This is a genomic window from Tenacibaculum sp. 47A_GOM-205m (assembly GCF_000518405.1).
Taxonomy (GTDB): Bacteria; Bacteroidota; Bacteroidia; order Flavobacteriales; family Flavobacteriaceae; genus Polaribacter; species Polaribacter lutimaris.
On record NZ_JADN01000004.1, the window covers coordinates 1 to 26,561 of the forward strand.

24 protein-coding genes are annotated in these 26,561 nt (G+C 32.0%); 14 read left to right on the top strand and 10 right to left on the bottom strand.

Going from position 1 to position 26,561, the window contains the following annotated elements; translation table 11 throughout:
- The first annotated feature begins 691 nt into the window (after positions 1–691).
- The 6 genes from thrS to N534_RS0103565 all read left to right on the top strand — a co-directional run bounded on the left by thrS (position 692) and on the right by N534_RS0103565 (position 5,789).
- Positions 692–2,638 carry a threonine--tRNA ligase gene (gene thrS / locus N534_RS0103545; protein ID WP_028891164.1) on the top strand — a complete coding sequence of 649 codons (1,947 nt, stop codon included), beginning with the start codon at positions 692–694 and terminating at the stop codon, positions 2,636–2,638.
- Between the two features lie 74 nt (positions 2,639–2,712).
- The gene (infC, locus tag N534_RS15185) at positions 2,713–3,231 is read left to right on the top strand and encodes a translation initiation factor IF-3 (protein ID WP_081728292.1); all 519 of its coding nucleotides are present in this window, start codon (positions 2,713–2,715) and stop codon (positions 3,229–3,231) included.
- 47 nt (positions 3,232–3,278) lie between these two features.
- Positions 3,279–3,476, top strand: coding sequence for a 50S ribosomal protein L35 (rpmI, locus tag N534_RS0103550; RefSeq protein ID WP_028891165.1), 198 nt, complete (start codon positions 3,279–3,281; stop codon positions 3,474–3,476).
- A gap of 95 nt (positions 3,477–3,571) precedes the next feature.
- Entirely contained in the window at positions 3,572–3,916 is a 345-nt protein-coding gene (rplT, locus tag N534_RS0103555; RefSeq protein WP_028891166.1) for a 50S ribosomal protein L20, read from the top strand.
- 96 nt (positions 3,917–4,012) lie between these two features.
- A complete protein-coding gene (locus tag N534_RS0103560) occupies positions 4,013–4,597 on the top strand; it encodes a hypothetical protein (protein ID WP_028891167.1) in 585 nt (194 codons plus the stop codon).
- Positions 4,598–4,748: 151 nt separating this feature from the next.
- The gene (locus N534_RS0103565; protein WP_028891168.1) at positions 4,749–5,789 is read left to right on the top strand and encodes a hypothetical protein; all 1,041 of its coding nucleotides are present in this window, start codon (positions 4,749–4,751) and stop codon (positions 5,787–5,789) included.
- Positions 5,790–5,865: 76 nt separating this feature from the next.
- Here N534_RS0103565 and N534_RS0103570 read toward each other — a convergent pair whose 3' ends face one another.
- Entirely contained in the window at positions 5,866–7,542 is a 1,677-nt protein-coding gene (locus tag N534_RS0103570) for a formate--tetrahydrofolate ligase (RefSeq protein WP_028891169.1), read from the bottom strand.
- A gap of 207 nt (positions 7,543–7,749) precedes the next feature.
- Between N534_RS0103570 and secDF the strand changes: the two genes are divergently transcribed.
- The 4 genes from secDF (at position 7,750) to N534_RS0103590 (ending at position 13,676) form a co-directional block, all read left to right on the top strand.
- Positions 7,750–10,728 (top strand): protein translocase subunit SecDF, encoded by a 2,979-nt coding sequence (gene secDF, locus N534_RS0103575; RefSeq protein WP_028891170.1) that lies wholly within the window; start codon positions 7,750–7,752, stop codon positions 10,726–10,728.
- Between the two features lie 87 nt (positions 10,729–10,815).
- A complete protein-coding gene (locus tag N534_RS15190; RefSeq protein ID WP_081728279.1) occupies positions 10,816–11,934 on the top strand; it encodes an adenylate kinase in 1,119 nt (372 codons plus the stop codon).
- A 70-nt stretch (positions 11,935–12,004) separates the two neighbouring features.
- The gene (gene obgE, locus N534_RS0103585; protein ID WP_028891172.1) at positions 12,005–12,994 is read left to right on the top strand and encodes a GTPase ObgE; all 990 of its coding nucleotides are present in this window, start codon (positions 12,005–12,007) and stop codon (positions 12,992–12,994) included.
- Positions 12,995–13,112: 118 nt separating this feature from the next.
- Positions 13,113–13,676, top strand: coding sequence for a hypothetical protein (locus tag N534_RS0103590; RefSeq protein WP_028891173.1), 564 nt, complete (start codon positions 13,113–13,115; stop codon positions 13,674–13,676).
- Between the two features lie 10 nt (positions 13,677–13,686).
- On the opposite strand, the gene N534_RS0103595 is transcribed toward N534_RS0103590, so the two are convergent.
- From N534_RS0103595 to surE, 4 genes are read right to left on the bottom strand one after another with little or no spacing between them, the layout of a single operon-like run.
- Positions 13,687–14,244: a C40 family peptidase gene (locus tag N534_RS0103595; protein ID WP_028891174.1), complete on the bottom strand. Its 558-nt coding sequence runs from the start codon at positions 14,242–14,244 to the stop codon at positions 13,687–13,689.
- A 7-nt stretch (positions 14,245–14,251) separates the two neighbouring features.
- A complete protein-coding gene (gene lpxB / locus N534_RS0103600) occupies positions 14,252–15,364 on the bottom strand; it encodes a lipid-A-disaccharide synthase (RefSeq protein WP_028891175.1) in 1,113 nt (370 codons plus the stop codon).
- 9 nt (positions 15,365–15,373) lie between these two features.
- Positions 15,374–15,661, bottom strand: coding sequence for a hypothetical protein (locus N534_RS0103605; RefSeq protein ID WP_028891176.1), 288 nt, complete (start codon positions 15,659–15,661; stop codon positions 15,374–15,376).
- The gene (gene surE, locus N534_RS0103610; protein WP_028891177.1) at positions 15,649–16,419 is read right to left on the bottom strand and encodes a 5'/3'-nucleotidase SurE; all 771 of its coding nucleotides are present in this window, start codon (positions 16,417–16,419) and stop codon (positions 15,649–15,651) included. The genes N534_RS0103605 and surE overlap by 13 nt, the downstream gene beginning before the upstream one ends.
- A 380-nt stretch (positions 16,420–16,799) precedes the next feature.
- Between surE and N534_RS0103615 the strand changes: the two genes are divergently transcribed.
- Positions 16,800–18,920, top strand: a complete 2,121-nt coding sequence (locus N534_RS0103615; protein ID WP_028891178.1) for a carboxy terminal-processing peptidase — start codon at positions 16,800–16,802, stop codon at positions 18,918–18,920.
- Positions 18,921–18,962: 42 nt separating this feature from the next.
- The gene (locus N534_RS0103620) at positions 18,963–19,577 is read left to right on the top strand and encodes a hypothetical protein (RefSeq protein ID WP_051435836.1); all 615 of its coding nucleotides are present in this window, start codon (positions 18,963–18,965) and stop codon (positions 19,575–19,577) included.
- Here N534_RS0103620 and N534_RS0103625 read toward each other — a convergent pair.
- Positions 19,572–20,366 (bottom strand): DUF2797 domain-containing protein, encoded by a 795-nt coding sequence (locus N534_RS0103625; protein ID WP_028891180.1) that lies wholly within the window; start codon positions 20,364–20,366, stop codon positions 19,572–19,574. The two genes, N534_RS0103620 and N534_RS0103625, sit on opposite strands and share 6 nt — an antisense overlap.
- A gap of 66 nt (positions 20,367–20,432) precedes the next feature.
- Here N534_RS0103625 and N534_RS0103630 point away from each other — a divergent pair, with 66 nt between their 5' ends.
- Complete coding sequence (locus N534_RS0103630; RefSeq protein ID WP_028891181.1) at positions 20,433–21,941, top strand: GH3 auxin-responsive promoter family protein; 1,509 nt, start codon at positions 20,433–20,435, stop codon at positions 21,939–21,941.
- A gap of 2 nt (positions 21,942–21,943) precedes the next feature.
- On the opposite strand, the gene N534_RS0103635 is transcribed toward N534_RS0103630, so the two are convergent.
- The 4 genes from N534_RS0103635 to N534_RS0103650 are packed head-to-tail and all read right to left on the bottom strand — an operon-like array spanning position 21,944 to position 25,644.
- Positions 21,944–22,408, bottom strand: coding sequence for a hypothetical protein (locus tag N534_RS0103635; RefSeq protein WP_028891182.1), 465 nt, complete (start codon positions 22,406–22,408; stop codon positions 21,944–21,946).
- Between the two features lie 36 nt (positions 22,409–22,444).
- Positions 22,445–23,698, bottom strand: a complete 1,254-nt coding sequence (locus N534_RS14995) for a tetratricopeptide repeat protein (RefSeq protein ID WP_028891183.1) — start codon at positions 23,696–23,698, stop codon at positions 22,445–22,447.
- A 51-nt stretch (positions 23,699–23,749) separates the two neighbouring features.
- A complete protein-coding gene (locus N534_RS0103645) occupies positions 23,750–25,279 on the bottom strand; it encodes a M56 family metallopeptidase (RefSeq protein WP_028891184.1) in 1,530 nt (509 codons plus the stop codon).
- Positions 25,276–25,644, bottom strand: a complete 369-nt coding sequence (locus N534_RS0103650) for a BlaI/MecI/CopY family transcriptional regulator (RefSeq protein ID WP_028891185.1) — start codon at positions 25,642–25,644, stop codon at positions 25,276–25,278. Before N534_RS0103650 ends, N534_RS0103645 begins: the two co-directional genes overlap by 4 nt.
- A gap of 119 nt (positions 25,645–25,763) precedes the next feature.
- Here N534_RS0103650 and N534_RS0103655 point away from each other — a divergent pair, with 119 nt between their 5' ends.
- Positions 25,764–26,264, top strand: coding sequence for a DUF456 domain-containing protein (locus tag N534_RS0103655; protein ID WP_028891186.1), 501 nt, complete (start codon positions 25,764–25,766; stop codon positions 26,262–26,264).
- Positions 26,265–26,561 lie beyond the last annotated feature (297 nt).

Consider the following 26,561-nt stretch of genomic DNA (forward strand, 5'->3'; position numbering starts at 1 on the left):
AAACTGTTTTTATTCTGACAAAAACTTTTTTAAAGTTTTTTTTAGTCTGTTTTTCGCTGTTTTAATGAACTGTCTCCGTTAAAATCGGACTGCAAAGATACTACCTTTACTTTAAATAAAACAAGAAAAAATTAAACTATTTTTTAACCTTTTCTTATTGTATCACACACCCTATTTTAATGAACTCTTACTAACTTTTTAGCTTACCGCTTTTCCGTTAGCGGGTGCAAATATAGAACCCTTTTTCAATACAACAATGACTTTTTTTGCCTTTTTTTAAACCCAAATTTTAATACCTTAAACCTTAATACTTTATAACCAAAAGCTTTTTTATTCACCTCTCTTCCCTCACGAGCACACTCTCTATTTTACCCCCCTACCATTAAAAAGGTAGAGTTCTTTATTTATACACCATAATAACGGCTACAATTCGCGTTAGGGATTGCAGCGACATCCTTTTGTTTTTATTTTTAAAGTTTAGTTGAGACTAAAAACAAAAGATATAGTGGAAAGCCCGACAGTTTGTATTGTTGTAGCGCAGCGGAAACCAATGACAAAGTGGAACGCCCACACAAATAGATTAGCTTATTTGAAATACCTTATATATATATTGTATTAAAAATGCTTTTACAATATCTTTGCATTTCAAAATTTCCACTTGTAAGGAAATTACACATAACAGATATATATAATGATTAAGATTACATTGCCTGACGGGAGCGTCAAAGAATTTGAAAAGAACAACACTCCAATGGATGTTGCAAAAAGTATTAGTGAAGGTTTAGCTAGAAATGTTATTTCTGCCAGTTTTGAAGGAAACACTATTGAAACCACCACCCCACTTACCACAGACGGCTCGTTAGTTTTATACACCTTTAACGATAATGCAGGTAAGAAAGCATTTTGGCACTCTTCGGCTCACGTATTAGCACAAGCTATTCAAGATTTTTATCCGAACGCAAAGTTAACCATAGGACCTGCTATTGAAAATGGGTTTTACTATGATGTTGATTTTGGTGAGGATACCATTTCTGAAAAAGACTTTGATAAAATAGAAAAGAAATTTTTAGAGCGTGCTCGCGAAAAAGCAGAGTTTAAAATGCGTTCTATTTCTAAAGCTGATGCTTTAGCTTATTATAAAGCACAAGACAACCAATATAAGGTGGAGCTTATTGAAGGTTTAGAGGACGGTGATATTACTTTTTGCGACCATAGTGATTTTACCGATTTATGTCGTGGAGGACACATTCCAAATACTGGAATTATCAAAGCTGTAAAGATTATGAATGTTGCTGGTGCATATTGGCGCGGTGATGAAAAGAACAATCAGCTTACTCGTGTATACGGAATATCTTTTCCGAAGCAAAAAGAATTAAAAGAATATTTAGAACTTCTTGAAGAAGCCAAAAAACGTGATCATAGAAAACTTGGAAAAGAATTAGAACTTTTCACTTTTTCTCAAAAAGTAGGTCAAGGCTTACCTTTATGGTTACCTAAAGGGGCTGCTTTACGTAATAGACTTGAAGACTTCTTAAAAGCCGCTCAAAAGAAAGCTGGTTATGAAATGGTAATGACTCCACATATTGGTCAAAAGGAACTATATGTTACTTCTGGTCACTATGCTAAATATGGTGAAGATAGTTTTCAGCCTATTACTACCCCAAAAGAAGATGAGGAGTTTTTATTAAAACCGATGAACTGCCCTCATCACTGTGAAGTTTACAACCACAAACCTTATTCATATAAAGATTTACCTAAACGCTTTGCTGAATTCGGTACAGTATATAGATATGAGCAAAGTGGTGAACTACACGGTTTAACACGTGTACGTGGTTTTACTCAAGATGATGCACATATTTTCTGTACTCCAGAACAATTAGATGAAGAATTTAAAAACGTAATTGACCTTGTATTATATGTATTCGGATCATTAGGTTTTGAAAACTTTACCGCTCAAGTTTCTATCAGAGATATGGAAAATCCTGATAAATATATTGGTTCTGTTGAAAATTGGGAAAAAGCTGAACAAGCAATTATCAATGCAGCTAAAGATAAAGGTTTAGATTATGTAATTGAAGAAGGTGAAGCAGCTTTTTATGGACCGAAGTTAGACTTTATGGTAAAAGATGCTTTAGGTAGAAGTTGGCAGTTAGGAACTATTCAGGTAGATTACAACTTACCAGAACGTTTCGATTTACATTATAAAGGAGCTGATAACCAATTACACCGTCCTGTAATGATTCACCGTGCACCATTTGGTTCTATGGAACGTTTCATTGCTGTTTTATTAGAACATACCGGTGGGAATTTCCCACTTTGGTTAACCCCAGAACAAGTTATTATACTGCCAATCAGTGAGAAATATCAAAATTATACCAAAAAAGTTTTAACTTTGTTGGAAAATTCCGAAATTCGCGCCCTCGTTGATGATCGCAACGAAAAGACGGGAAGAAAGATTCGTGATGCCGAAGTTAACAAAATACCATTTATGGTAATTGTTGGTGAACAAGAAGAAAAAGATGGCACAGTATCTGTAAGGAAACATGGCGAAGGAGACCTAGGTACATTTACTATAGAAGAGTTCATTTCTCTAATACAGAATGAAGTTAGTAAAACATTAGTTCCTTTCGGTAGTTAAAAAAATAGATAGTAATTTTAAATTTATAAGTCATAGCAATTAGAAGAAAAGGCGGTAGAAGACCCGCAAGAGTAATTAAAGAAGATCAACATAGAATTAACGATAAGATTAAATATGTTGACGAAGTTCGTCTAGTAGGCGATAACGTAGAAGTAGGTGTATACCCTTTAGCTAAAGCTAAAGAGATTGCACGAGAGTTAGAATTAGATTTAGTTGAAATTTCACCTAAAGCAGTTCCTCCTGTTTGTAAAGTTATTGATTACAAAAAGTTCTTATACGAGCAAAAGAAACGTGAAAAAGCTTTAAAAGCAAAAGCTACCAAAGTTACTGTAAAAGAAATTCGTTTCGGACCTCAGACTGATGAACATGATTATGAGTTTAAAAAGAAACATGCCGTTAAGTTTTTACAAGACGGAGCAAAATTAAAAGCATTTGTTTTCTTTAAAGGACGTTCGATTGTATTTAAAGAACAAGGACAAATTTTACTATTAAAACTAGCTCAAGAACTAGAAGAATATGGTAAAGTAGAGCAAATGCCAAAATTGGAAGGAAAACGTATGATTATGTTTATTGCCCCTAAAAAGGTTAAATAAACAAATCTGTAACGATAATATAAGCAAGATAAAACTAAAGATCAAAGATGCCTAAAATTAAAACAAAATCTAGTGCCAAGAAACGTTTCAAGTTAACTGGTTCTGGAAAAATCAAAAGAAAGCACGCGTTTAAAAGTCACATCTTAACAAAGAAGTCTAAAAAACGTAAGCTTGCATTAACACACGCTACATTAGTACACAAGTCTGATGAAGCTAACATTAAGCAACAATTAGTATTAAAATAATTGTTAGCCAGGTAGTAAATTAATTATTAACCATGGAGTTAGGCTCATTAAAGTACTTTTAAATAAGTCGCCTACTACAAAAACACATTTGAATTATGCCAAGATCAGTAAATTCAGTAGCTTCAAGAAATAGAAGAAAGAAAATCTTGAAGCAAGCAAAAGGTTACTTTGGACGTCGTAAGAACGTTTACACAGTAGCAAAGAATGCGGTTGAAAAAGGAATGCTTTATGCATACCGTGACCGTAAAAACAACAAGAGAAACTTCCGTTCATTATGGATTCAACGTATTAACGCTGGAGCTCGTCAGTTCGGAATGTCTTACTCACAGTTTATGGGTAAAGTTAAAGCTAACAATATCGAGTTAAACCGTAAGGTTTTAGCTGATTTAGCTATGAACAACCCAGAAGCTTTTAAGGCCATTGTAGAGAAAGTAAAATAAGTTTCATAACCTTGCTTATACTAAAAACCCAAACCTAAACGTTTGGGTTTTTTTAAACCATCTTATATTCATCAATTGAAATAAAATACCAATCCTATGAAATTTTTCAAAATAGCATTCATCTTTATTTTTACTCAAAGTATTATCGCTCAAGAAAACCTTCCTGAACAACCAAATACTGTTGAGAATCAATTTAATGAACTTTATAAAAAATCAAATAATTACCAGATTTATAAAGTAATAAAGAAGAATGAATACTTAAGACTTCAAAAAAGTATATTAGACAGTATAAAGGTAATTAAAACAGATGCTGCTTCTAAACAAGTTAAAATAAACGAACAACAAAAAAGTATTACTGAGTTACAAACAAAAATTGATACTCTAAATACGGATTTAGCTACTTCTATTGGTAAAGAAGATGCGATTTCATTTATTGGAATTCCTTTAGACAAGGCTACCTATAACACTATTGTATGGGGTATTATTTTTTCATTATTAGCTGGATTAGCTTTCTTTATTTATCGTTTTAATAATAGTAATGTAGTTACTAAAGAAACTAAGAGTTTATTAGCTGATACTGAAGAAGAGTTTGAGCAGTACAAAAGGAAGTCTATAGAAAAAGAACAAAAATTACGTAGACAATTACAAGATGAAATAAACAAACAACGTGGTGTAAATTAACCTCACCACTCGTTAACATAAAAAAGCAACCCTCATCTGGCTACTTCTGTAACCTAAGGGTTGTTTTTTGGTTTAACCTTTTACATTATTTAGATAATTTTTGTCTGTATAAAAAAGCTATTTGAAATTAATACACTTAACAAATTAATTAATGAAAAAGAATTTAACACTCTTACTAATTTTCACTTTCCTGAACACATTTAGTCAAACCAAATACGAGATTAAAGGTTTTTCAGAAAAATATAAAGGACTGTTAACTATTGAAAAAGGTTATGAAAATGAAATTTTTAAAAAAGGAAGTGTTGTCGTTTTTGACTCTAAAACAAATACAAAAATAATAGAAATCTACTCCGACGAATTAACCTTTGAATTAGAGACCATAGGAGTTGTTAAAACTAATATTTTAGAACTTCCTTATGGAGAACAAAGTATTTTAATATATAAAGATTTTAATTTTGATGGCATTAAAGATTTAGCCATTATGGATGGTCAATTTAGCTGCTATCATGGTCCATCTTTTAGAATATATCTAGAAATTAACAACAAACTAACATTTAGTCCTGAGTTTACTCGATTAGCACAAGAATATTGTGGTATGTTTCAAACGAATGACAACACAAAAACCATTCACACTATCACAAAAAGTGGTTGTTGCTGGCATCAATATTCAACTTTTAAAGTAGTTAACAATATACCAACCCCTACTCTAATCATAGAAGAAAGTGCTGAAAATGCTCCTTTTTATTCGACTACTACAACAGAATGGAGTAACAATAAAAAAAGCAAAAAAACTACAAAAACACTAGATTTAGAATATGATGGAATCTCTCAAATACTATCATTTAATCTTATTAAAAACCAAAAACAGGTAGTTCTATTCAGCATGAATGACCAAGAACTTAATTATGCGTTGATTAAGCCTAACGGAGTTGTAGAATTTTCATTTCCTCTTGAAACGATACAAGAAAATCATAATTTCACCCTCAATAGGAAAGATAACACATTGACCTTTAAAAACAGGAATGCAACTTACCAAATCTATCAAAAAGGTGAAGAAAACAAAATTAATAGCATTGGAATACTTGTTACGGTAAATGGTAAAAAATACGATTTAAAAGGAGAACTAAGTTCTATAGAAGGAAGCTTAGAAACTCTGAAAAACATAAAATTAGACAATCTAATCAGCAAATAAGTTTTAGCTTCGAATATTTTCAACAAAAAATCCCGAGTTTGTAACTCGGGATTTTTTTATGTGCTATTCTACCTATTTAAGATAAACCAGAGATTACTCCGTTATTATCAATCTTCATGTTTTCTGATGCTGGCACTGCAGGTAACCCAGGCATACGCATCATTTTTCCTAAAATAGGAATGATAAATTGTGCACCAGCTGCAATTTCTATTTCACGAACATTTACGGTAAACCCTTCCGGCCTTCCTGTTAAACTTTCATTATCAGAAAAAGACTTTTGAGTTTTAGCCATACAAATAGCAAAATCATTAAAACCTAATCTATCTATTCTTCGCAAGTTTAATTCTGCTTTTTTATCGTAAGTTACTCCACTAGCACCGTAAATCTCTTTAGCTATCTTTTCTATTTTCTCTTTTACAGGACTTTTCCAATTGTACAACGGTTTGTATTGAGTTGCTTTATTTTCAACTACATCAACCACAGCTTCGGCTAATTTTTTAGTTCCTTCACCTCCTTTAGCCCATCCTTCTGAAACGACTGCTTGCACTCCTAATTTAGCACAAGCGTCAATTACAAACTGTACCTCTTCATCAGTATCAGAAATAAAAGAATTAATAGCTACAACAGGTTCAATATTGAACTTTCTAATATTTTCAATATGCTTTTCAAGGTTTTTGAATCCATTCTGTACTCGTTCTAAACTCGGCGTATTGTATTCTTCTTTTGGTGAACCTCCGTGATGACGCAATGCTCTAATAGTAGCTACCAATACCACACATTTAGGGTTTAATCCTGCATATTGTGATTTGATATTCAAAAATTTCTCAGCTCCTAAATCTGCACCAAAACCAGCTTCTGTAACAACATAATTTGATAATGACAATCCCATTTTAGTCGCAATAATTGTGTTTGTTCCTTGTGCGATATTTGCAAAAGGTCCACCATGAATAATTGCAGGATTCTCTTCCAATGTTTGTACTAAGTTAGGTTTTATCGCATCTTTTAATAAGATAGCCATAGCATCTTGTGCTTTTAAATCACGAGCAAAAACTGGTTTTTTATCAAAAGTAAATCCAATAAAAATATTCCCTAAACGTTCTTTTAAATCGTCAAAATTAGTTGCCATACAAAGAATTGCCATTACTTCAGATGCTGGTGTAATATTGAATCCGTCTTCTCGAGGAATTCCATTAGCTGTTCCTCCCAGTCCAATCGTTATTTGACGCAAAGAGCGATCATTCATATCAATAACACGCTTCCATAAAATAGTTCTTGGGTCAATATTTAAATTATTAACGCTACTCTGTAAATTGTTATCAATTAACGCTGATAATAAATTGTTTGCTTTTTCAATAGCATTAAAATCTCCAGTAAAATGTAAATTGATATCTTCCATAGGAACTACCTGAGAGTACCCTCCACCTGCAGCACCTCCTTTAATACCAAAAACAGGCCCTAATGAAGGTTCACGTAATACGACAGCAGCTTGTTTTCCTACTTTGTTTAATCCTTCAGTTAACCCAATAGAAACTGTTGTTTTTCCTTCACCTGCTGGTGTCGGAGTTAATGCTGTTACCAACACTAAATTATTCTCTTTTATTTTTTCTTCATCAATTAAATCAAGTGGTAATTTAGCTTTGTACTTTCCATACATTTCTAAGTCATCTTCACTTACTTTTAATTTACTGGCTATATGTTTAATATGTTGTAATTCTTTTGCTTGAGCAATCTCGATATCAGTTAAATGCGCCATGGCAAATTGTTTAAAATTTAAGTTATTTGTTTGTTGTAAAAAGTAGGTAAATATACGCAATATAATCCCTACAAAAACTGACTTTTGTTAGCATTTATTCCCCAATTATTAGCTTATTACATAAATATGATAAAAGAATTGGCTTTTCTTTTAACGAAACGCTATATTTGCACGTTTTTAAAATAAAGTCGATTTAAATTATTTACAATGCAAAACAAAGGATTAATTAAATTATTTGCTATACTTTTTGGTTTAGTAAGTATTTATCAATTATCGTTCTCGTTTTTCGCCAATAAGGTAGAAGACAGCGCGAAACAGTATGCGAAAGCAAATGTTAGTGATAACAATGGAAGAGCTTTAGCAAGATATGAAAGAAAATACTTAGATAGCGTAGCTAACAAAGAGGTAGTAAACTTAGGATTTGCTAAGTACTCTTACAACGACATCAAAGACAAAGAAATGAACCTTGGTCTTGATTTAAAAGGGGGTATTAATGCAATTTTACAGGTATCAGTAAAAGATATCTTAATTGGATTATCTAACGATTCTCAAAACACAACTTTTAAGCAAGCATTAAAAAATGCTGATGAAGCTCAAAAGAACAGTCAAGCGAATTACTTAGATTTATTCTACAATGAGTTCGAAAAATTAAGCAACGGTAACGTTAAATTAAGCGACCCAAGCATTTTTGGAACTAAAGCTTTACGTGATAAAATAGACTTCAATAAAACCAACGAGCAGGTTAAATCGACTTTACAAGAAGAAATCAACACTTCTATCAACACTGCTTTTGAAGTATTACGTAGCCGTATTGATAAATTTGGAGTTGTTCAACCAAACATTCAACGTATTGGAAACTCTGGTAGAATTCAAGTAGAATTACCAGGAGCAAAAGATATTGATCGTGCTCAAAAATTATTACAAAGTACTGCTGAATTACAATTTTGGGAAGTACACACCAATGCTGATGTACAAAACTTCTTCTTTACTGCGAATGCTAAAGTTGCTGAATTATTAAAAGATGACTCAGCTACTGAAGAAGTTAAAGACACTACTAAAACAGCTGATAATATTGATGATTTATTAGGTGAGTCTGCTGATTCAACAAATGTTGAAACTCAAAAGAACTTATTCACTTACTTATACCCTAATGTAGCTCGAAGTCCTCAAGAAGTGAGTCCTTTAGTAGCTCAATCTAGAGTTCAAGATACAGCAAAAGTTAATAACTTTTTACATAACAAAGAAGTAAGAGCTTTATTACCTAACAACTTAAAATACACTAAGTTTTTATGGGATTATAAAGCACATCCAGGTGCTGATGGTAGTGAACTTATAAATTTATACGCTATTAAATCTAATAGAAAAGACAAAGCTCCAATTGATGGTGACGTTATTGCCGATGCTAAGCAAGAATATAATGAAATGAGTAAGCCTGTGGTATCTATGTTAATGAATGCTACAGGAACTAAGCAATGGGCAAAAATGACAAGTGAAAACGTTGGTAAATTCGTTGCTGTTGTTTTAGATAATTATGTATATACAGCCCCTAGTGTAAACCAAGTAATTTCTGGAGGTAGCACTCAAATATCTGGAGGTTCTATGACCGTTACAGAAGCACAAGATATTGCAACTGTATTAAAAGCTGGTAAATTACCTGCACCTGCTAGAGCTATTCAAATGGAAGTAGTTGGACCTTCTTTAGGTAAAGAATCTATCGATGCAAGTATGGCATCATTCGGATTAGCTATTATTTTAGTTTTAGTTTGGATGTTCTTATATTACGGAAGAGCTGGTTTATATGCTAACATTGCCTTAGTGGTAAACATCTTATTCATCTTCGGAATTTTAGCTTCTTTCAACTCTGTATTAACATTACCAGGTATTGCGGGTATTATCTTAACTATAGGTATGTCGGTTGATGCGAACGTAATCATTTTCGAAAGAATTAAAGAAGCTTTAAGCGGAGGTAAAAACTTAGGTGACTCTGTAGAGGAAGGATTTAGTATAAAAGGAGCATTATCTGCAATTATTGATGCTAACATTACCACTTTATTAACGGGTGTTATCTTATATACTTTTGGTACAGGACCAATTAAAGGATTCGCTTTAACATTAATGATTGGTATTGCTACTTCTTTATTTACTGCTGTATTTATTACTCGTTTATTTATTGATGGAGCAGTTGCTAAAGGAACAAGTTTACCTTTCAATACTGGATTATCTAAAAACTGGTTTAAAAACATCTCTATCGAGTTTTTACAAAAACGTAAAATCGCTTATATCATTTCAGGATTCTTCATCGTTGTTGGTTTAGTTTCTATATTCACTGTAGGATTAAAACAAGGAGTTGACTTTAAAGGAGGTCGTTCTTATGTAGTTCGTTTTGACGAAGCTATGAAAGGTAACGAGGTTGCTGAAGAATTAAAAGCTGTATTCGGTACTGCTCCTGAGGTTAAAACTTACGGATCTGATCATCAATTAAAAATTACAACTGCCTTTAAAATTGACGAGGAAGGAACTGAAGTTGATGACGAAGTACAAACTGCTTTATACAACGGATTAAAGTCTCACTTAGGAAATACTTCTTATGAAGATTTCAAACCAGGTTTTGAAAAAGCTGGAAACGGAATTATGAGTTATATGAAAGTAGAACCTACAATTGCTGACGATATTAAGCAGGCTGCTTTATGGGCGGTATTAGGATCGTTAATTGTAGTATTCTTATATATCTTATTACGTTTTAGAAAAATGGCTTACTCTATCGGTGCAGTAGTTGCTGTTTTCCATGATGTATTAGTAGTATTAGGAGTATTCTCTTTACTTTACAAATTCATGCCATTTGATATGGAAATCGGCCAATCGTTTATCGCTGCTATCTTAACCGTAGTAGGATACTCATTAAACGATACCGTGGTAATTTTTGATAGAATTAGAGAGTTTACTGAGGGTAAAAATTCAGTTACTGCTAACTTAGTAAACAAAGCATTATGTAGTACTTTAGGAAGAACTATCAACACCTCTTTAACAACATTATTAGTAATGTTAGCTATCTTCTTCTTCGGAGGAGACAGTATTAAAGGATTCATGTTCGCATTAATCGTAGGTGTAGTAGTAGGTACTTACTCTTCTTTATTCGTTGCAACACCAATTATGTTTGACGTTTCTAAAAAAGAAGAAAACAAATAAGCGCTACTTAAACATATATAAAACCGTTTTGAAGTTTATTCAAAACGGTTTTTTCATTTAATATCAAGAAACTATCTTTGCATTCTGATGAAAATTACAAAACTTCACGATTTATATTTTAAAGAGTTCATTTCAGCTAATGAAATCTCTAGCATTATTACATCTTTAGCTAAACAAGTTAAAAATGATTTACCCAAAGACGAGGTTCCTGTTTTTATAGGGATTTTAAACGGTTGCTTTGTTTTTACTGCCGATTTTTTACGTCAATACAAAGGTGATTGTGAAATAAGCTTTGTAAAATTATCTTCCTATGAAGGTACTAGTTCAACAGAAAATGTAAAAAGTTTAATAGGTCTTAACGAAGACTTGACGGGACGTACTGTTATCATTTTAGAAGATATTATTGATACCGGAACAACACTTCAAGAAATCTACGAGATTTTTGCAACAAAAAATTTAAAAGAATTAAAAATAGTTACACTTTTCTACAAACCAGATGTATATCGTAAAGAATTACATATAGACTATATCGGAAAAGGTATTGAAGATAAGTTTATTGTTGGTTACGGTTTAGATTACAAAGGTTATGGTAGAAATTTACCCGCTATTTATCAATTAACAACACAACCCAAAATGAAAAACATCGTATTATTCGGTCCTCCAGGTGCAGGAAAAGGTACACAAGCAGAAATTTTAAAAGAAAAATACAATTTAGTACACATTTCTACAGGAGACGTATTCCGATTTAATATTAAAAATCAAACTGAATTAGGGTTATTAGCAAAAACATATATTGATGCTGGTGATTTAGTTCCTGATGAAGTTACAATTAACATGTTAAAAGAAGAGGTTAACAAAAATGCTGACGTAGCAGGATTTATTTTTGATGGTTTTCCTCGTACAGAATCTCAAGCAGAAGCTTTAGATACATTTTTAGCTGAAAAAGGTGAGCGCATTAACGGAATGGTTGCTTTAGAAGTTCCTGAAGACTTACTAGTTGACCGTATTTTAGAAAGAGGAAAAACAAGTGGTCGTTCTGACGATATGGACGAAAGTAAAATTCGTAATCGTTTTAACGAGTACAACACTAAAACAGCTGTTTTAAAAGATTTTTATCAAGCTCAAGGTAATTACTACGGCATAAACGGAGTTGGTTCTATTGAAGAGATCACACAACGTTTATCAGACGTATTTGATACATTATAAACAAACAAAAAGGTAAAGGTTAAGGGCAAATGTTCTTTTGCCTTTTATCTTTAACCTAAAACCCAAAACAATGACTGAAGGAAATTTTGTCGACTATATAAAAATTTACGCATCATCTGGTAAAGGTGGTCGTGGATCTGCTCACTTACATCGCGAAAAGTATATCACCAAAGGTGGTCCTGATGGTGGTGATGGTGGTCGTGGTGGACACGTAATTTTACGTGGCGATAAGAATATGTGGACACTTTTCCATTTAAAATTTAAACGTCATTTTAGAGCAGAACATGGTGGTGATGGTAGTGCTAGTCGTAGCACAGGTCATGATGGTGCTGATGTTATAATTCCTGTTCCGTTAGGTACTATTATCCGTGATGCTGATACTGACGAAATTTTACATGAAGTTATTGAAGACGGACAAGAAATCATCTTATTAGAAGGTGGTAAAGGCGGTCGTGGTAACTGGCACTTTAAATCATCAACCAACCAAACACCTCGTTATGCTCAACCAGGTATTGACGGACAGGAAGGTTGGTACCGTATTGAGTTAAAAGTTTTAGCTGATGTTGGTTTAGTTGGTTTCCCAAATGCTGGAAAATCAACGTTATTATCAGTTATTACCGCAGCAAAACCGAAAATTGCTGATTATGCCTTTACAACCCTAAAACCTAACTTAGGAATTGTAGAATACCGTAATCATCAAAGTTTTGTAATGGCAGATATTCCTGGAATTATTGAAGGGGCTGCTGAAGGAAAAGGTTTAGGACATCACTTTTTACGTCATATCGAGCGTAACTCTACCCTACTCTTTTTAATTCCTGCCGATAGTGAAGATATTCAAAAAGAATATGAAATCTTGCTAAATGAATTGCGCAAACACAATCCTGAATTGTTAGATAAAGATCGTTTGTTAGCTATTTCGAAATCGGATATGTTAGACGACGAATTAAAAGAAGAAATTAAACAAGATTTACCAGAAGGTATTGAAACTATTTTTATCTCTTCTGTTGCCCAACAAGGCTTAACAGAACTGAAAGATAAATTATGGCAAATGTTGAATTAATTATTCTGCTAAATAATATTTATAAAAAGCAATCTCTAGTGAGGTTGCTTTTTTGTTTTGGTTATTAATAGACAAAAAATTAAATTAGTAAATTAACTACTCGTTAAAAAAAATTAACATGAAAAAGACAAGTTTACTAATACTGATTTTATTAATTTCAACTAATATTTTTTGTCAAACTAAAATAGATAGTTTAGAAATCTTAATTAACAACCTTAAAGAAGAAAAAAGCATCATAGATGAAAAAATAAAAAATGCAGAAAAAGAAATAATCAAGATTATTAAGGCTGAAGGTTATGAAATCACAGTTAAACTCCCTTATTATAAAAAGTATTTAGAGGTAAAAAACAAAATTAAAGGAGGGAGAATTATCGCCAAAATTAAAGATGGAGAAAAACTTCTTGTTATAGGTAAAGAAGATATTTATCTAAAAGTAAAAATTAAAGACAAGATTGGATTTACTTTTATTTCAAATCTAGAGCCTCCAATTAATTTATTAAGTCAAAAAAAAGAATATTATAATTCTTTCAAAAAAAACACTACTTCGAAATCTTTTAACTATTCTAAAGATAAAACTTATAAAAGTAAATGTTCAAGTACTCAATGCACTGGAAGGACAAAAAAGGGTTCTAGATGTAGAAATAGAACAACTAACTGTAGCGGAAGATGTTACAGACATTAGTAAAAACCGTTTACAACACCCTCTTCGCTTCTATAAAAGCTCGTTTCCAGTAGTTTTCATGTAGTGAGGTTACAATAACTCCTTGCGAAGTGGTAGAGTGAATAAAACGTACATCCCCATTATCAACAGAAGTTACCAAACCTACGTGATTTATAGGTCCTTTCCTCCCTCTTGTTTTAAAAAATAATAAATCGCCTCTTTGCACTTCTCGTAACGAAATTCTTTCACCTTGTCGATACATTTCACGAGAACTTCTAGCTATGGATACATCTCGTTGTTGAAATGACGTAAAAATTAACCCCGAGCAATCCATTCCTTTTTTAGTCATTCCGCCAAAACGATACGGAACTCCTTTGTAGGTAACTGCTGTCCATATAATTTTATCGGCAACGGTTACTTCGTTCACCTTAACCTCTTCAGTAGCTTCTGACTTAACACTTGCTACATCAACTGCTTTAGGAGTAATTGTTGATGCTGTTTTTTGGTAAGTTCCACTCACATTTTTTGACGATCCACAAGAAATCATTAAAAACGACAGTGTACATACAAAGAGGATTTTTTTAATCATAGGTGTTTTATTTTTTTACTCCATCAACAATTAATTTTGCTGCTTTAGCAGAGGCTCCTTTACCTCCTAGTTTTTGTTCCAAATCGAAATACGATAAAAATAATTGCTGACGATGTTCTGTTTCTAAAATACGCTCTAACTCATACTTTAAGCTTTCTTTCGTAAAATCATTTTGAATCAATTCTTTTACCACTTCTCTATCCATAATCAAGTTGACAAGTGATATATAACTTAACGTAATTATTCGTTTTGCTATTTGATACGATATGTTGCTTCCTTTATAACAAACTACTTGAGGCACTTTAAATAGTGCTGCTTCTAAGGTTGCAGTTCCTGACGCTACCAAAGCAGCATACGAAATACTTAATAAATCGTAGGTTTCATTATTGATAAACTTCACATTCGCATCGCCAATAATTTCTTTGTAAAACTCATACGACTGACTAGGAGCACCTGCTACTACAAATTGATACTCAGGAAAATCATCTACCAACGATAACATTACCGATAGCATTTTGGTTATCTCCTGTTTTCTACTTCCAGGTAATAATGCTATAATTTCTTTATAGCCTAAATCATGCTCTTTTCTAAATTTATCTATCGACACCTGCTTTCTACCAGCAATTCCGTCAATTAAAGGATGTCCTACAAAGTGTACATTGTATCCGTACTTTTTGTAAAACTCTTTTTCAAACGGAAGAATCACAAACATTTCATCGATATCACGTTTAATATCTTTTACCCTACCTGCTCTACTTGCCCAAACTTGTGGAGAAATATAATAATTGGTTCTAAAACCTTGTTGCTTTGCCCATTTAGCAATACGAAGATTAAAGCCTGAGTTATCTATAAAAATTAGTACATCAGGATTAAATTGAGCAATGTCTTTTTTACAGAAAGAAATCATACCCAAAATCTTTCGTAAGTTCATCAACACCTCAACAAACCCCATAAAAGCACGTTCTTTATAATGTTTAACCAACGTACCTCCTACTTCTTGCATCAAATCTCCACCCCAAAAACGAATGTCTGCTTTCGGATCTTGTTTCAACAACGCCTTCATTAAGTTTGCTCCGTGTAAATCACCCGAAGCCTCTCCTACAAGAATGTAATACTTCATCTACTAAAATTAGAAAAATTTTAAAATTGCGGTTAATAAAGCTACTGCAATCGTAGTTATTAACACTCCTCTTGCTCTATAATCTTGTTTCTTTTTTAAAAAGACCCAAAACACAAATAAATTAGGTATTGCCGATAATGCTATTACCGATCCTAACATACCTCCTTCTTTTATTTTGCTTAGTGTTTCAGATATGTCTGATTGTGAAATGTATTGTATATACACAAAAAAACCAGATGCTGTTGCCAATAACGATACTAAAATTCCTATGGCTATTTCTTTCTTTATATGTCCCATGAATGTAATTTTTGAATTGCGTGATGTGCCGTCATATCAAACTGAACAGGTACCACAGAAATATAACCGTTTTCTAACGCCCAAATATCGGTATCTTGTCCTTTATCTCTGTTTACAAACTCTCCTGATAGCCAGTAATATTCTTTTCCAAACGGACTTTTACGTTTATCAAACGTTTCTTTCCAATATCCATTTGCTTGTCTACAAATACGAACTCCTTTAATATCTTTCTCTTTTAACTTCGGAATGTTTACGTTTAAAATCACCCCATCTGGTAAACCATTTAGTAAAACATTTAACGCAATTTTTTCTATAAACTTACGTGCAGCTCTAAAGTCGGCATGCCAATCAAAATCTAACAATGAAAAACCTATAGCTGGAATTCCTTCAATACCAGCTTCAACAGCAGCACTCATTGTTCCTGAATAAATTACATTAATGGAAGAATTAGACCCGTGATTAATTCCTGAAACACATAAATCAGGTGTACGATTCAATATTTCGTTCTTTGCCATTTTTACACAATCGGCTGGAGTACCCGAACAACTGTATTCAATTTGCGGACCTTCATCTATGGTAATTGGATTACAATGTAGGACATTATTTACTGTAATTGCATGCCCCATTCCACTTTGTGGACTATCAGGAGCGACAACTACTACATCTCCTATTTTATTCATAATTTCAATCAACATTCGAATACCTGGAGCAGTAATTCCATCATCATTAGTAACCAAAATTAAAGGTCTGTCTTGCATGGTATGTAAGTTTTACAACAAATGTAACACAAAAAAAGGATTCTTTTTTTAACATTTCGTAAAGACAGATTCGTTTATTTTATGTGTAAAATTGTGGTAATCAAACACAAGCGTCATGACACAAATTATTGTTCATCTCTCTATTTTCATTATTTCGGCTTTTTGTGCTATTATTTCAATCTAACACAATATAATTATCTAAGTATTTTTAGATAAATAGTAATGTTACTTACTTGAATGAACCTAAAGTTTGAATTAAGAGTATATAAATTAAATCGCTGCTTTTATAAAAAGCATCAAAACTTAAAAAATTGGCATTATTTTAGTAGCTTAGCAACACAACTAAACTACCCAACACAAATTTAAAGATAGAAGGTTTTATGAAGACGAAGTTTATTATTCCATTTTTAGCAATTACATTATTATTTTCGAACTCTGTTAGCTCGAATACACTTCCTAATAATGACCCAGAAAAAGATAGAGTTATAGTATATGTTTTAAAAAATATTTTAAGTCGTTACCACTATGTTCAAAAAGATTTGAATGATGATTTTTCTGAACATGTATACACTACTTTTATTGATGGTTTAGACCCAAGTAAACGCTATTTTACGCAAGAAGATTTAAAAGAATTTTCTCAATATAAATATCAAATAGATAATCAATTAAGAGAATCTAACATTGATTTTTACAAACTAGTTTATAATCGTTTCCTTGAAAAAATGGAATCAGGAAAAGCAAACTATCGTGCTTTATTAAAACAACCTTTTAACTACAAAAAAAATGAGGTAATTGATATTGATTACGACAAGGTTCCTTATGCTAAAAATGAAACCGAATTAACTGATTACTGGAGAAAACAATTAAAACTATCTATTTTAAGCAATATAGAAGATGCTGAAGCACAGCAAAACGAAAAGGCTAAAAAAGATAAAAACTTTAAAAAGAAATCTTTTAAAGAATTAGAAGTTGAAGCTAGAAAGAAAGTATTAAAAAACATGGACGATTTGTACATGCGTATTGGAGAATTGGAAAATTCTGACTGGTACTCTACTTTCTTAAACAGTGTGGTAAGTGGTTTTGATCCACATACAACTTATATGTCACCTAACATTAAAACACGTTTCGACCAAGAAATGTCTGGTAAACTTGAGGGAATTGGTGCTCGTTTACAAAAGAAAGGAATTTACACACATATTGTTGAGTTAATCTCTGGAGGACCTGCTTGGAAACAAGGAGAACTAGAAGCTGATGATATCATATTAAAAGTTGCTCAAGGAGACGAAGAACCTCTAGATATTGTAGGAATGCGTTTAGATGATGCTATTAAATTTATAAAAGGAAAAAAAGGAACAGAGGTACGTTTAACCGTTAAGAAAAAAATTGATGGTTCTATTAAGATTATTCCTATTATTAGAGATGTGGTAGAACTTGAAGAAACTTTTGTAAAATCGAGTATTGTTGAAAAGGACGGTAAAAAATACGGAGTAATAAACCTTCCAAGATTTTATATTGATTTCAATGACTTAAGCAGAAGAGATGCTGCAAAAGACATGGAGCAAGAAATTGAGCGTTTAAAGAAAGAAAATGTAGAAGGTTTAATCGTTGATTTACGTGATAACGGAGGTGGCTCATTAAAAACAGCCATTGAAATTGGAGGTTTATTCATTAAAGAAGGACCTATAGTACAAGTAAAGTATCGAGGGGAAGACCCTTTGGTAAAAAATGATACTGATTCTAAAATACAATGGGGAGGTCCATTAGTAGTAATGGTAAATGAATTCTCTGCTTCTGCTTCAGAAATTTTTGCTGCAGCTATGCAAGATTATAAACGTGGAGTTATTATTGGTGGTAAACAAACTTATGGTAAAGGAACCGTACAAAACGTGTTACCAATCAATCGTTTTTATGAGCAATACCCTGACGATTTAGGTGCTTTAAAAATGACCATTCAAAAGTTTTATAGAATTAATGGTGGTTCTACACAAATTGAAGGTGTTTATTCTGACATTTCACTACCAAGCAGGTATAGTTACATGGATTTTGGTGAGCGTGATTTGGAAGGTGCTTTACCATGGGATAAAGTTAAGCAGGCTAATTATACTGCTACCAATACCTATAGCAATTTTGCTGATGTTGTTTACAATAGTAAGCAACGTGTAATGAGTAATGAAAAATTCAATAAGATAAACGAGTATGCAAAATGGTTAAAGAAAAACCAAGACGAAAGAATATACTCATTAAATTACGAGACCTTTAAAAAAGAAGGTGAAGCAAAAGTTAAAGAAGGGGAAAGTTTCAAAGATATTTTTAAATTCGATTCTCATTTAACATTTAAATCACCTAAATACGAATTGAACCTATTTAAAAAAGATACGGTTTTAGAAGAAAAACGCGTTACTTGGCATAAAAACTTACAAAAAGACATTTACATTAATGAAGCATTAAATGTATTGAGTGAGTTACGAATGAATAACCACCAAGTTGCTATCAAGAATTAAAAAAACGGGGATATCCCCGTTTTTTTTATCTAATTACTACTTATGCTAAAAAACACTTTTCTAAGTTTGGCTGCTAATTATTCAAGTGACAAAACACTACACCTAACTCTTTGGGAAGAAATCGTTGAAAATTACACTAGCAAAAAGCGATACTATCATACATTAAAACACCTTGAGAGTTTACTTTTTCAACTTACTCCAATAAAAACTGAAATAAACCATTGGAACACCATTTTATTTACTCTTTTCTATCACGATGTAATCTACAATTCATTAAAAAGTAATAACGAAGAAAAGAGTGCTGAATTCGCTATTCAAAGAATGCAACTACTTTCTGTTCCCCAAGAAATTATTAAAAGGTGTGAAAATCAAATTTTGGCTACAAAACACCATAAGCTATCAGAAGATACTGATACTAATTATTTTACCGATGCTGATTTAGCTATTTTAGGCGCGAATTGGGAAACATACGAGCAATACTATAAAAATGTAAGAAAAGAGTACGTTGTCTATCCTAACTTAGTTTACAATTCTGGTCGAAAAAAAGCACTAAAGCATTTTTTAACCATGGATAACATATTTAAAACTGAATATTTCTATAAAAAATTTGAAAAAACTGCTCGAAAAAATATTCAACGAGAAATTGACTTCTTATAAAAGTTCTATCTTCACTACTAACCCTTCATTAGCACGAACATTAAACACCGTTTCGTCTTCAAAAATTAAGTATTGTCCTTTTATACCAACCAATTTACCAGTATAAGTTTCTTGCTTTTCTAAGTTTAAACTCTTAGGTTTTTTGGGGTATTTTTCTACAGGAAATTGAATATTTGTTTCCGTATTCGTAGCTATATAATATTCTTTCGCTTCTTCAGGAATAAACTCTTGTAAACGCTCTCTCCACTCCACCAAATTTTCATCCTTAATATCGTTTTTCAACATCGTTCTCCAATTGGTCTTATCGGCTACATGCTCTTTTAAAGCAACTTCTGTTATTCCTGCTAAATATCGATTTGGCACCTCAACTATTTCAATAGCTTCATGTGCTCCTTGATCTATCCAACGAGTTGGCACTTGTTGTTTTCTAGTTACACCAACTTTTACATTACTTGAATTTGCTAAGTACACGATATGCGGTTGTAACTGCACTTTTTTCTCATACTCTAAGTCTCTATCTTCCTCTCCCAAGTGCGCTTTACTCAATTCAGGACGCATAATCCAATCTCCTGCAGTAGGGATTTCAAAAAAACAGCTCTTACAAAAACCTTGACGATAAATTTTCTTTTCTAAATGGCAGTTTAAACACTCATAAGTAACAAAACTTAAAGACATGTCTCTATTCAATAACTGATTCATATTCAAATAACCAGATGGCATCTCTAAATAATACTGAACAGTTGTAAGATTCTCGGTAGGCATTTTTTTTAAAACTCCTTGGTATTGCATGTCTTAAATTTTATTACTTTTAGCTTCACAAACTTACTGTAAAAAAATTGAATTAAGAGTTAAACTATGACGTTTCCATTTATAAATTCAATCATTTCTTGGTTCTTAAAAAAGCGTAAACATCAAGTAGAGTTGTTTTTAAAGTATCCTATTGATGTGCAAGATGAATTGTTACTCAAACTCGTAAGTACTGCTAAGAATACTGAATTCGGAAAACAACAAAACTTTGCTTCAATTAAAAACTACTCCGACTTTGCTAATAACATTCCTATTCAGCGTTACGAAAGTATTGAACCACTTATTGAACGCTGTAGAAAAGGAGAACAAAATTTGTTTTGGCCAACGCCAATTCGTTGGTTTGCAAAATCTAGCGGTACTACCAATGCAAAAAGTAAGTTTATTCCTGTAAGTGATGAAGCTATTGAATATTGCCATTTCAAAGCAGGAAAAGACATGTTGTGCTTGTATATTAACAACAATGAAAATGCTAAATTGTTTACAGGAAAAAGCCTTCGTTTAGGTGGAAGCTCAGCTGTGTACGAAGACAACAACTCTTATTTCGGAGACTTATCGGCAATTATTATTGAAAACATGCCTTTTTGGGCAGATTTTAGCTCTGCTCCAAGACAAGAAACAGCATTGATGAGTGAGTGGGAAACCAAAATGGAAGCTATTATAAACGAAACCATTCATGAAAATATTACCAGTTTAGTAGGAGTTCCTTCTTGGATGCTAGTTCTGCTAAACAAAGTTCTAGAAAAAACCGGAAAGGATAATATTTTAGAAGTTTGGCCTAATTTGGAAGTATACTTTCATGGAGGAATCAACTTTAACCCGTATCGTGAACAGTATAGAAAATTAATTCCGAAAAACGATTTTAAATACTATGAAACCTACAACGCTTCTGAAGGATTCTTCGCTATTCAAGATCGGAACAACTCTGACGAAATGTTATTGATGTTAGATTACGGAATTTTTTATGAGTTCATTCCTATGGATCAATACGATGGAGAAAACTCTAACGCAATTCCTTTATCCGAAGTTAAAAAAGATGTGAACTATGCTATTGTAATAACTACTAATGGTGGTTTATGGCGTTACTTAATTGGAGACACGGTTAAATTTACCTCAACTGATCCCTATCGTATAAAAATTACTGGGCGTACCAAACATCACATCAACGTTTTTGGTGAAGAATTGATTATTGAAAATGCTGAAGAAGCACTGAAATCCGCTAGCGATAAAACCAATAGTGAAATAAAAGAATATACCGTTGGACCTATTTTTATGAATGGAAAGGAAAATGGAGCTCACGAATGGATCATTGAATTTGAAAAACCTCCTAAAAATCTTGCCTTCTTTACTGAAATGTTAGATAACGCTTTAAAAAATTGTAACTCTGATTACGAGGCTAAACGTTATAACAATATGACCTTGGCAATGCCTAAAGTACATCAAGCCCGCAAAGGTTTATTTTACGATTGGATGAAAGAAAAAGGGAAATTAGGTGGGCAACACAAAGTTCCGAGATTATCTAATGAGCGTAGCTTTGTTGAAGAACTGTTAAAACTCTAAACTCATTTTGTTTGAATTTTTAATGGCAAGTGATATTGCGTAACTACAGGAATACCTCTTTTTGTTGCTGGTTGTATTTGTGGTAATTTTTCAATAGTAAATTTTAAAATACTGTCTAACTCTGGAAGCTGCTGATTAACATCCTCCGATGCTGTAATATTTTTCAATATAAATTTACCTTCTGCATTAATTAGTAAGTCGATAAGCACCTCTTCTTCTATTCCTTCTTGTATTACGAAAGAATATTCTTGTAAACTTTTAGCAAACCTTTCATGGATTTCTTCTCTAAAACACTTTGATTTTTCTTCTTCTGAAAGACTTCTACATCTATTGAAAGCAGGGGAAACATCTACTTTCGTAAAATCTACTATAGTATCAAAAGCTTGAAGATTCCCTTGTTTAGGTAGTGACAAAAAATCACAAGAAGTAGTTAGTAAAAGCAAAAAAACTACATAACGTATATTCATCTTATTGATTTTAAGATGAATATACGGATTTTACCACTAATCTAAAATTTCTCCTTGTAAAAAATAATACTTCTTAATTTCTTCTATCCTATCTTTTGCATGTTCAGTCATAGAAGAATCCTCTCTTTCAAAACGATTTACATAATTTTTATAATGCTTATACGCTATTCTTTTATCCTCATAATAGTTTTCACTCTTTCTTGCTAACTGATACAAAGCCTTATAATTTTTCCTGTTTTCTTCTACCGCTTTTTTATAAAAATTCAACTCTTCTTTAGGATTTCCTAATTTTTCATAAACTCTAGCTAATTGATAATACTCTACATCTCTAGGTTCTTTACCTGCAAAGGTTGCCATCATATAATCTAACTGCGCTTTATAATACTTTTTTTGCGCAAAGTTGATATCTCCCAAATAAGTATATGCTTTAAAATCTGATCGATCTATTTTAAGTGCTTTATTAAAATACTCTTTTGCTTTTTTATACTTCTTCAAATTAAAATAACTGCGCCCTAACATTTTTTGAGTATAATGTTCATTAGGTTCTATAGAATCTATCTTTTCTAATAGTTTAATTGCTTCTTTATACTTTTCTTTTCTGTATAGATTATTAATTTTAAGCTTGTTTAAAGCTATGTGATTTGGATCTACTTCTAATCCTCTATTAATAAAAATACTTGCAGAATCTTTATCTCTTAAAAAAGTATAAGCTAACGCCAATTGATGAATCGATTTAATATGTTCTTCATCATTTTTATAAGCTTCTAAAAAGCTATTAATTTTTAAATTTCTTTTATTCAACATTGCATATCCAACCCCTAATTGATAATAGTAGTTTGCATTGGTACTATCTTGCTGAATTATATTCTTAAAAGTCTCTATTGACTTAGCTGGTTGTTTGGTTTTTGCGTATAATTTTCCTAGTTGATACTGTATCAACAAATTTTCGGCATCTTCATTTACAATTCCTTCATAAATTTCAATTGCCTTTTCTAATTTTTTTTCTTTTTGATACGCTTTTCCCAAATTTACTTTTACAGTATAATCGTCTTGCAATGCCAATGCTTGCTCATAATATTTAGAAGCTTGCTTATTATTATCTATAGAAGCATAAATTGCTGCTATTTTTGAAGTTGATTGAAAAGTAGTATCCAACTCATGTAACTTTGTTAATGCTGTTTGATAGCGTCCTTTGTTTAGTAAACTATCAATAGTTTGAAAAGCCGAAACTTGCGCCTCGACTTTTATTATTCCTAGTACAAAAACAATAAGTAAAATTTTATTTTTCACGTTTCTATTTTTGATATTATTCATTGGTTATCTGTGACCAAGATACTTATTTTATTTCACCTCAAAAGTAATTGGTAAGGTATACCCTACTTGAACTTTTTTACCTCTATACTCACCTGGTTCCATTTGCGGCAATTTTTGTGCCAACTCTTCCGCGTACTGTTGTAATGCTGGGTGTGGTGCTCTTGCTCTTACATCTATTACTTTACCTTCTTTATCTATTTTAAACTGAACATAAATTCGTTTTTTTCCTGCAGAAAGCCCAAGATCTTTAGTTATCGACATATCAAAATTATCTTGAACAAACTTACTCACACTTTTATGAAAACAGTCTTTATCTCCTTCTGCACATCCAGGAAACGTTGGTACTTTATCTAAAAGTGAAAAAGGAACATCGTCTCCCTCTATTATGCTTCCTTTATTAGATTTAATTTTTTTAAGTGAAACACTCATATCCATAAATAAAACTTTACGAGCTTTATTTTCAAACCCTTCATAAACTTTTAAGTCTATGTCTTGACCTTTTTCTTTAAACCTATTTACAACTTCGTTGTATTCGGACAACTCTAAACTCGTTAGATCTTTTAATTGCACTTCTTTTGTTTTAGGTTCTTCAATCCCCATATACACATCCATATAAGATTGTTTTGATTCAAAAATTCGCTTATTAATTCCTGACTCATCTAAATACATTACTGAATTTTCTTTTTGCTGCTCAACATTACTTGTTTCACTTGAACATGCCGTATATAAAATCATACTTCCTAAGAGCGGAATTAACAACAAATACTTTAATTGTTTCACTTTTTTTGATTGTGCTTTCGTCATCATAATAATTCGTTTTTTGATTAATGAATGTTTATAAAATTGATTAATGAATGAAATATGCTCGACCTGAAAAATATCGGTGAGTAAATGGTTTATATAGTTTTCTTTTTTATCTGATTTGCTGGCTACAACAGCATCTGAAATATATTCATGAACCAGCGAAATGCGGTTTTGATACACATACACCATTGGGTTAAACCACATAATAATTTTTAAAAACTCAAAAAACAGCAGATCTAATGTGTGCTTTTGTTCGCTATGTACCAATTCGTGCTGAATGATTTTTTCTTGCTTTGATGATGGAATATCCTTTCCTAAAAAAATATAATTGAAGAATGAAAATGCCTTAGTTTCTTTTGGTAGTAATACCAATTTATAATTTTCTTTTCTAGCAACCCCATATTGTAAGACCAATCGTACGATTCGTTCTAACTTTATTAAAAACACTACAAAAAACAATAAACATCCAATCCAAAATAGTAGATCTAAATAATTAACAGATTGATACCAAGCAGCTTTTTCGATTACTTTTTGTGGAGATAAAACTACTTCAGGCAATAAAATATAATACTCTTGTGGCACCGCCTTTTGAACTGTTGGAATTTTCAACAATGGCAACACAAAGGACAACACCGCTGTACTTAGCAAATACCACCTATTTTTTGTAAAAAATGTTTCTTTACTTAAAAAGAAATCATACACCGCTACAAAAAGTACTTGAAATAATATAACTTGGATAATATAGTTTATCATGACTCCTTATTTTTATTCACCTCTTTTAAAATACTTTCGAGTTCTTGGATATCCATTTTGTTTTCTTTCATAAAAAACGATACCATACTTTTAAACGAACCTCCAAAATAGCCGTCCATAAGCTTATGCAAGCTCTCATTACTATACTCAGCCTTCTCTATTAGCGGATAATACTCATATCCTCTACCCTTTGGCTTATGCCCTACAAACTCTTTAGTTTCTAAAATCCTGATAATAGTTGAAACAGTATTGTATGCAGGTTTTGGTTCTGGTAACTGTTCTATTACTTCTTTTACAGAAGCTATTTTTAGTTCCCATAATACCTGCATTATTTGCTCTTCTGCTTTGGTTAATTGTTTACTCATAATATTCTTGTGACATATTTCTGAAACAAATATAACTAAAAAATTAGTTTAAACTAATTTTTTAGTTAATAAATATGTAACAAAGCTTTAATATCTTCGTCTTATTAATAAAAAAATTAATGGATATATTTTTAGTTATACTAGGGTTTGTATTTGCTTGTTTAGGAATGGTTGGATCATTTTTACCTGTATTACCAGGACCTATTACTAGTTGGGTAGGTTTATTATTATTACACTTAACAAGTGTTATCCCTCAAAACTGGACGTTTTTAGGAATTACCTTAGCTATTGCTATTATTATATTTATCCTTGATTATTTTATACCCGCTATGGGAACCAAACGTTTTGGAGGTACAAAATATGGAGTATATGGTACTACTATAGGTTTAATTATTGGACTGTTTACGCCAATTCCCTTCGGAATTTTAATCGGTGCTTTTGTAGGTGCTTTAGTTGGTGAATTAATTTATGACAGTAAAGATACCAACCGAGCTATTAAAGCTTCATTTGGTGCTTTTCTAGGTTTTTTAGCATCGGCAACTATTAAATTTTCTATTGCTACAGTATACTTAGTATTGTTTATTGTGAAGTTTTTTGAATACAGTAATTCTTTCTTTTAGAAAAGAACTTCATCTATATTTCAATTCTAGCTGATAACTCTAAGATTTCTCTCTTCGGTAGAAATGACGATTCTCATAATTAACTATTTAGCCCCGATTGCAGCATTTGTTTGAGCTCCTCGCAGAGAGCGAGTGCGAAAAGCGGGAAATAGCTTCTAAAAAACACTTAAATTTAATGCAAAAAAAAAGCAACCCATCTCAGGGAAGCTTTCCATTGGTTAACAAAACCATGGTACTATTTAAAGTACCTAACAACACAACTAAATGCTGTCCTTTTAAAATTAGACAGCCTGCAAA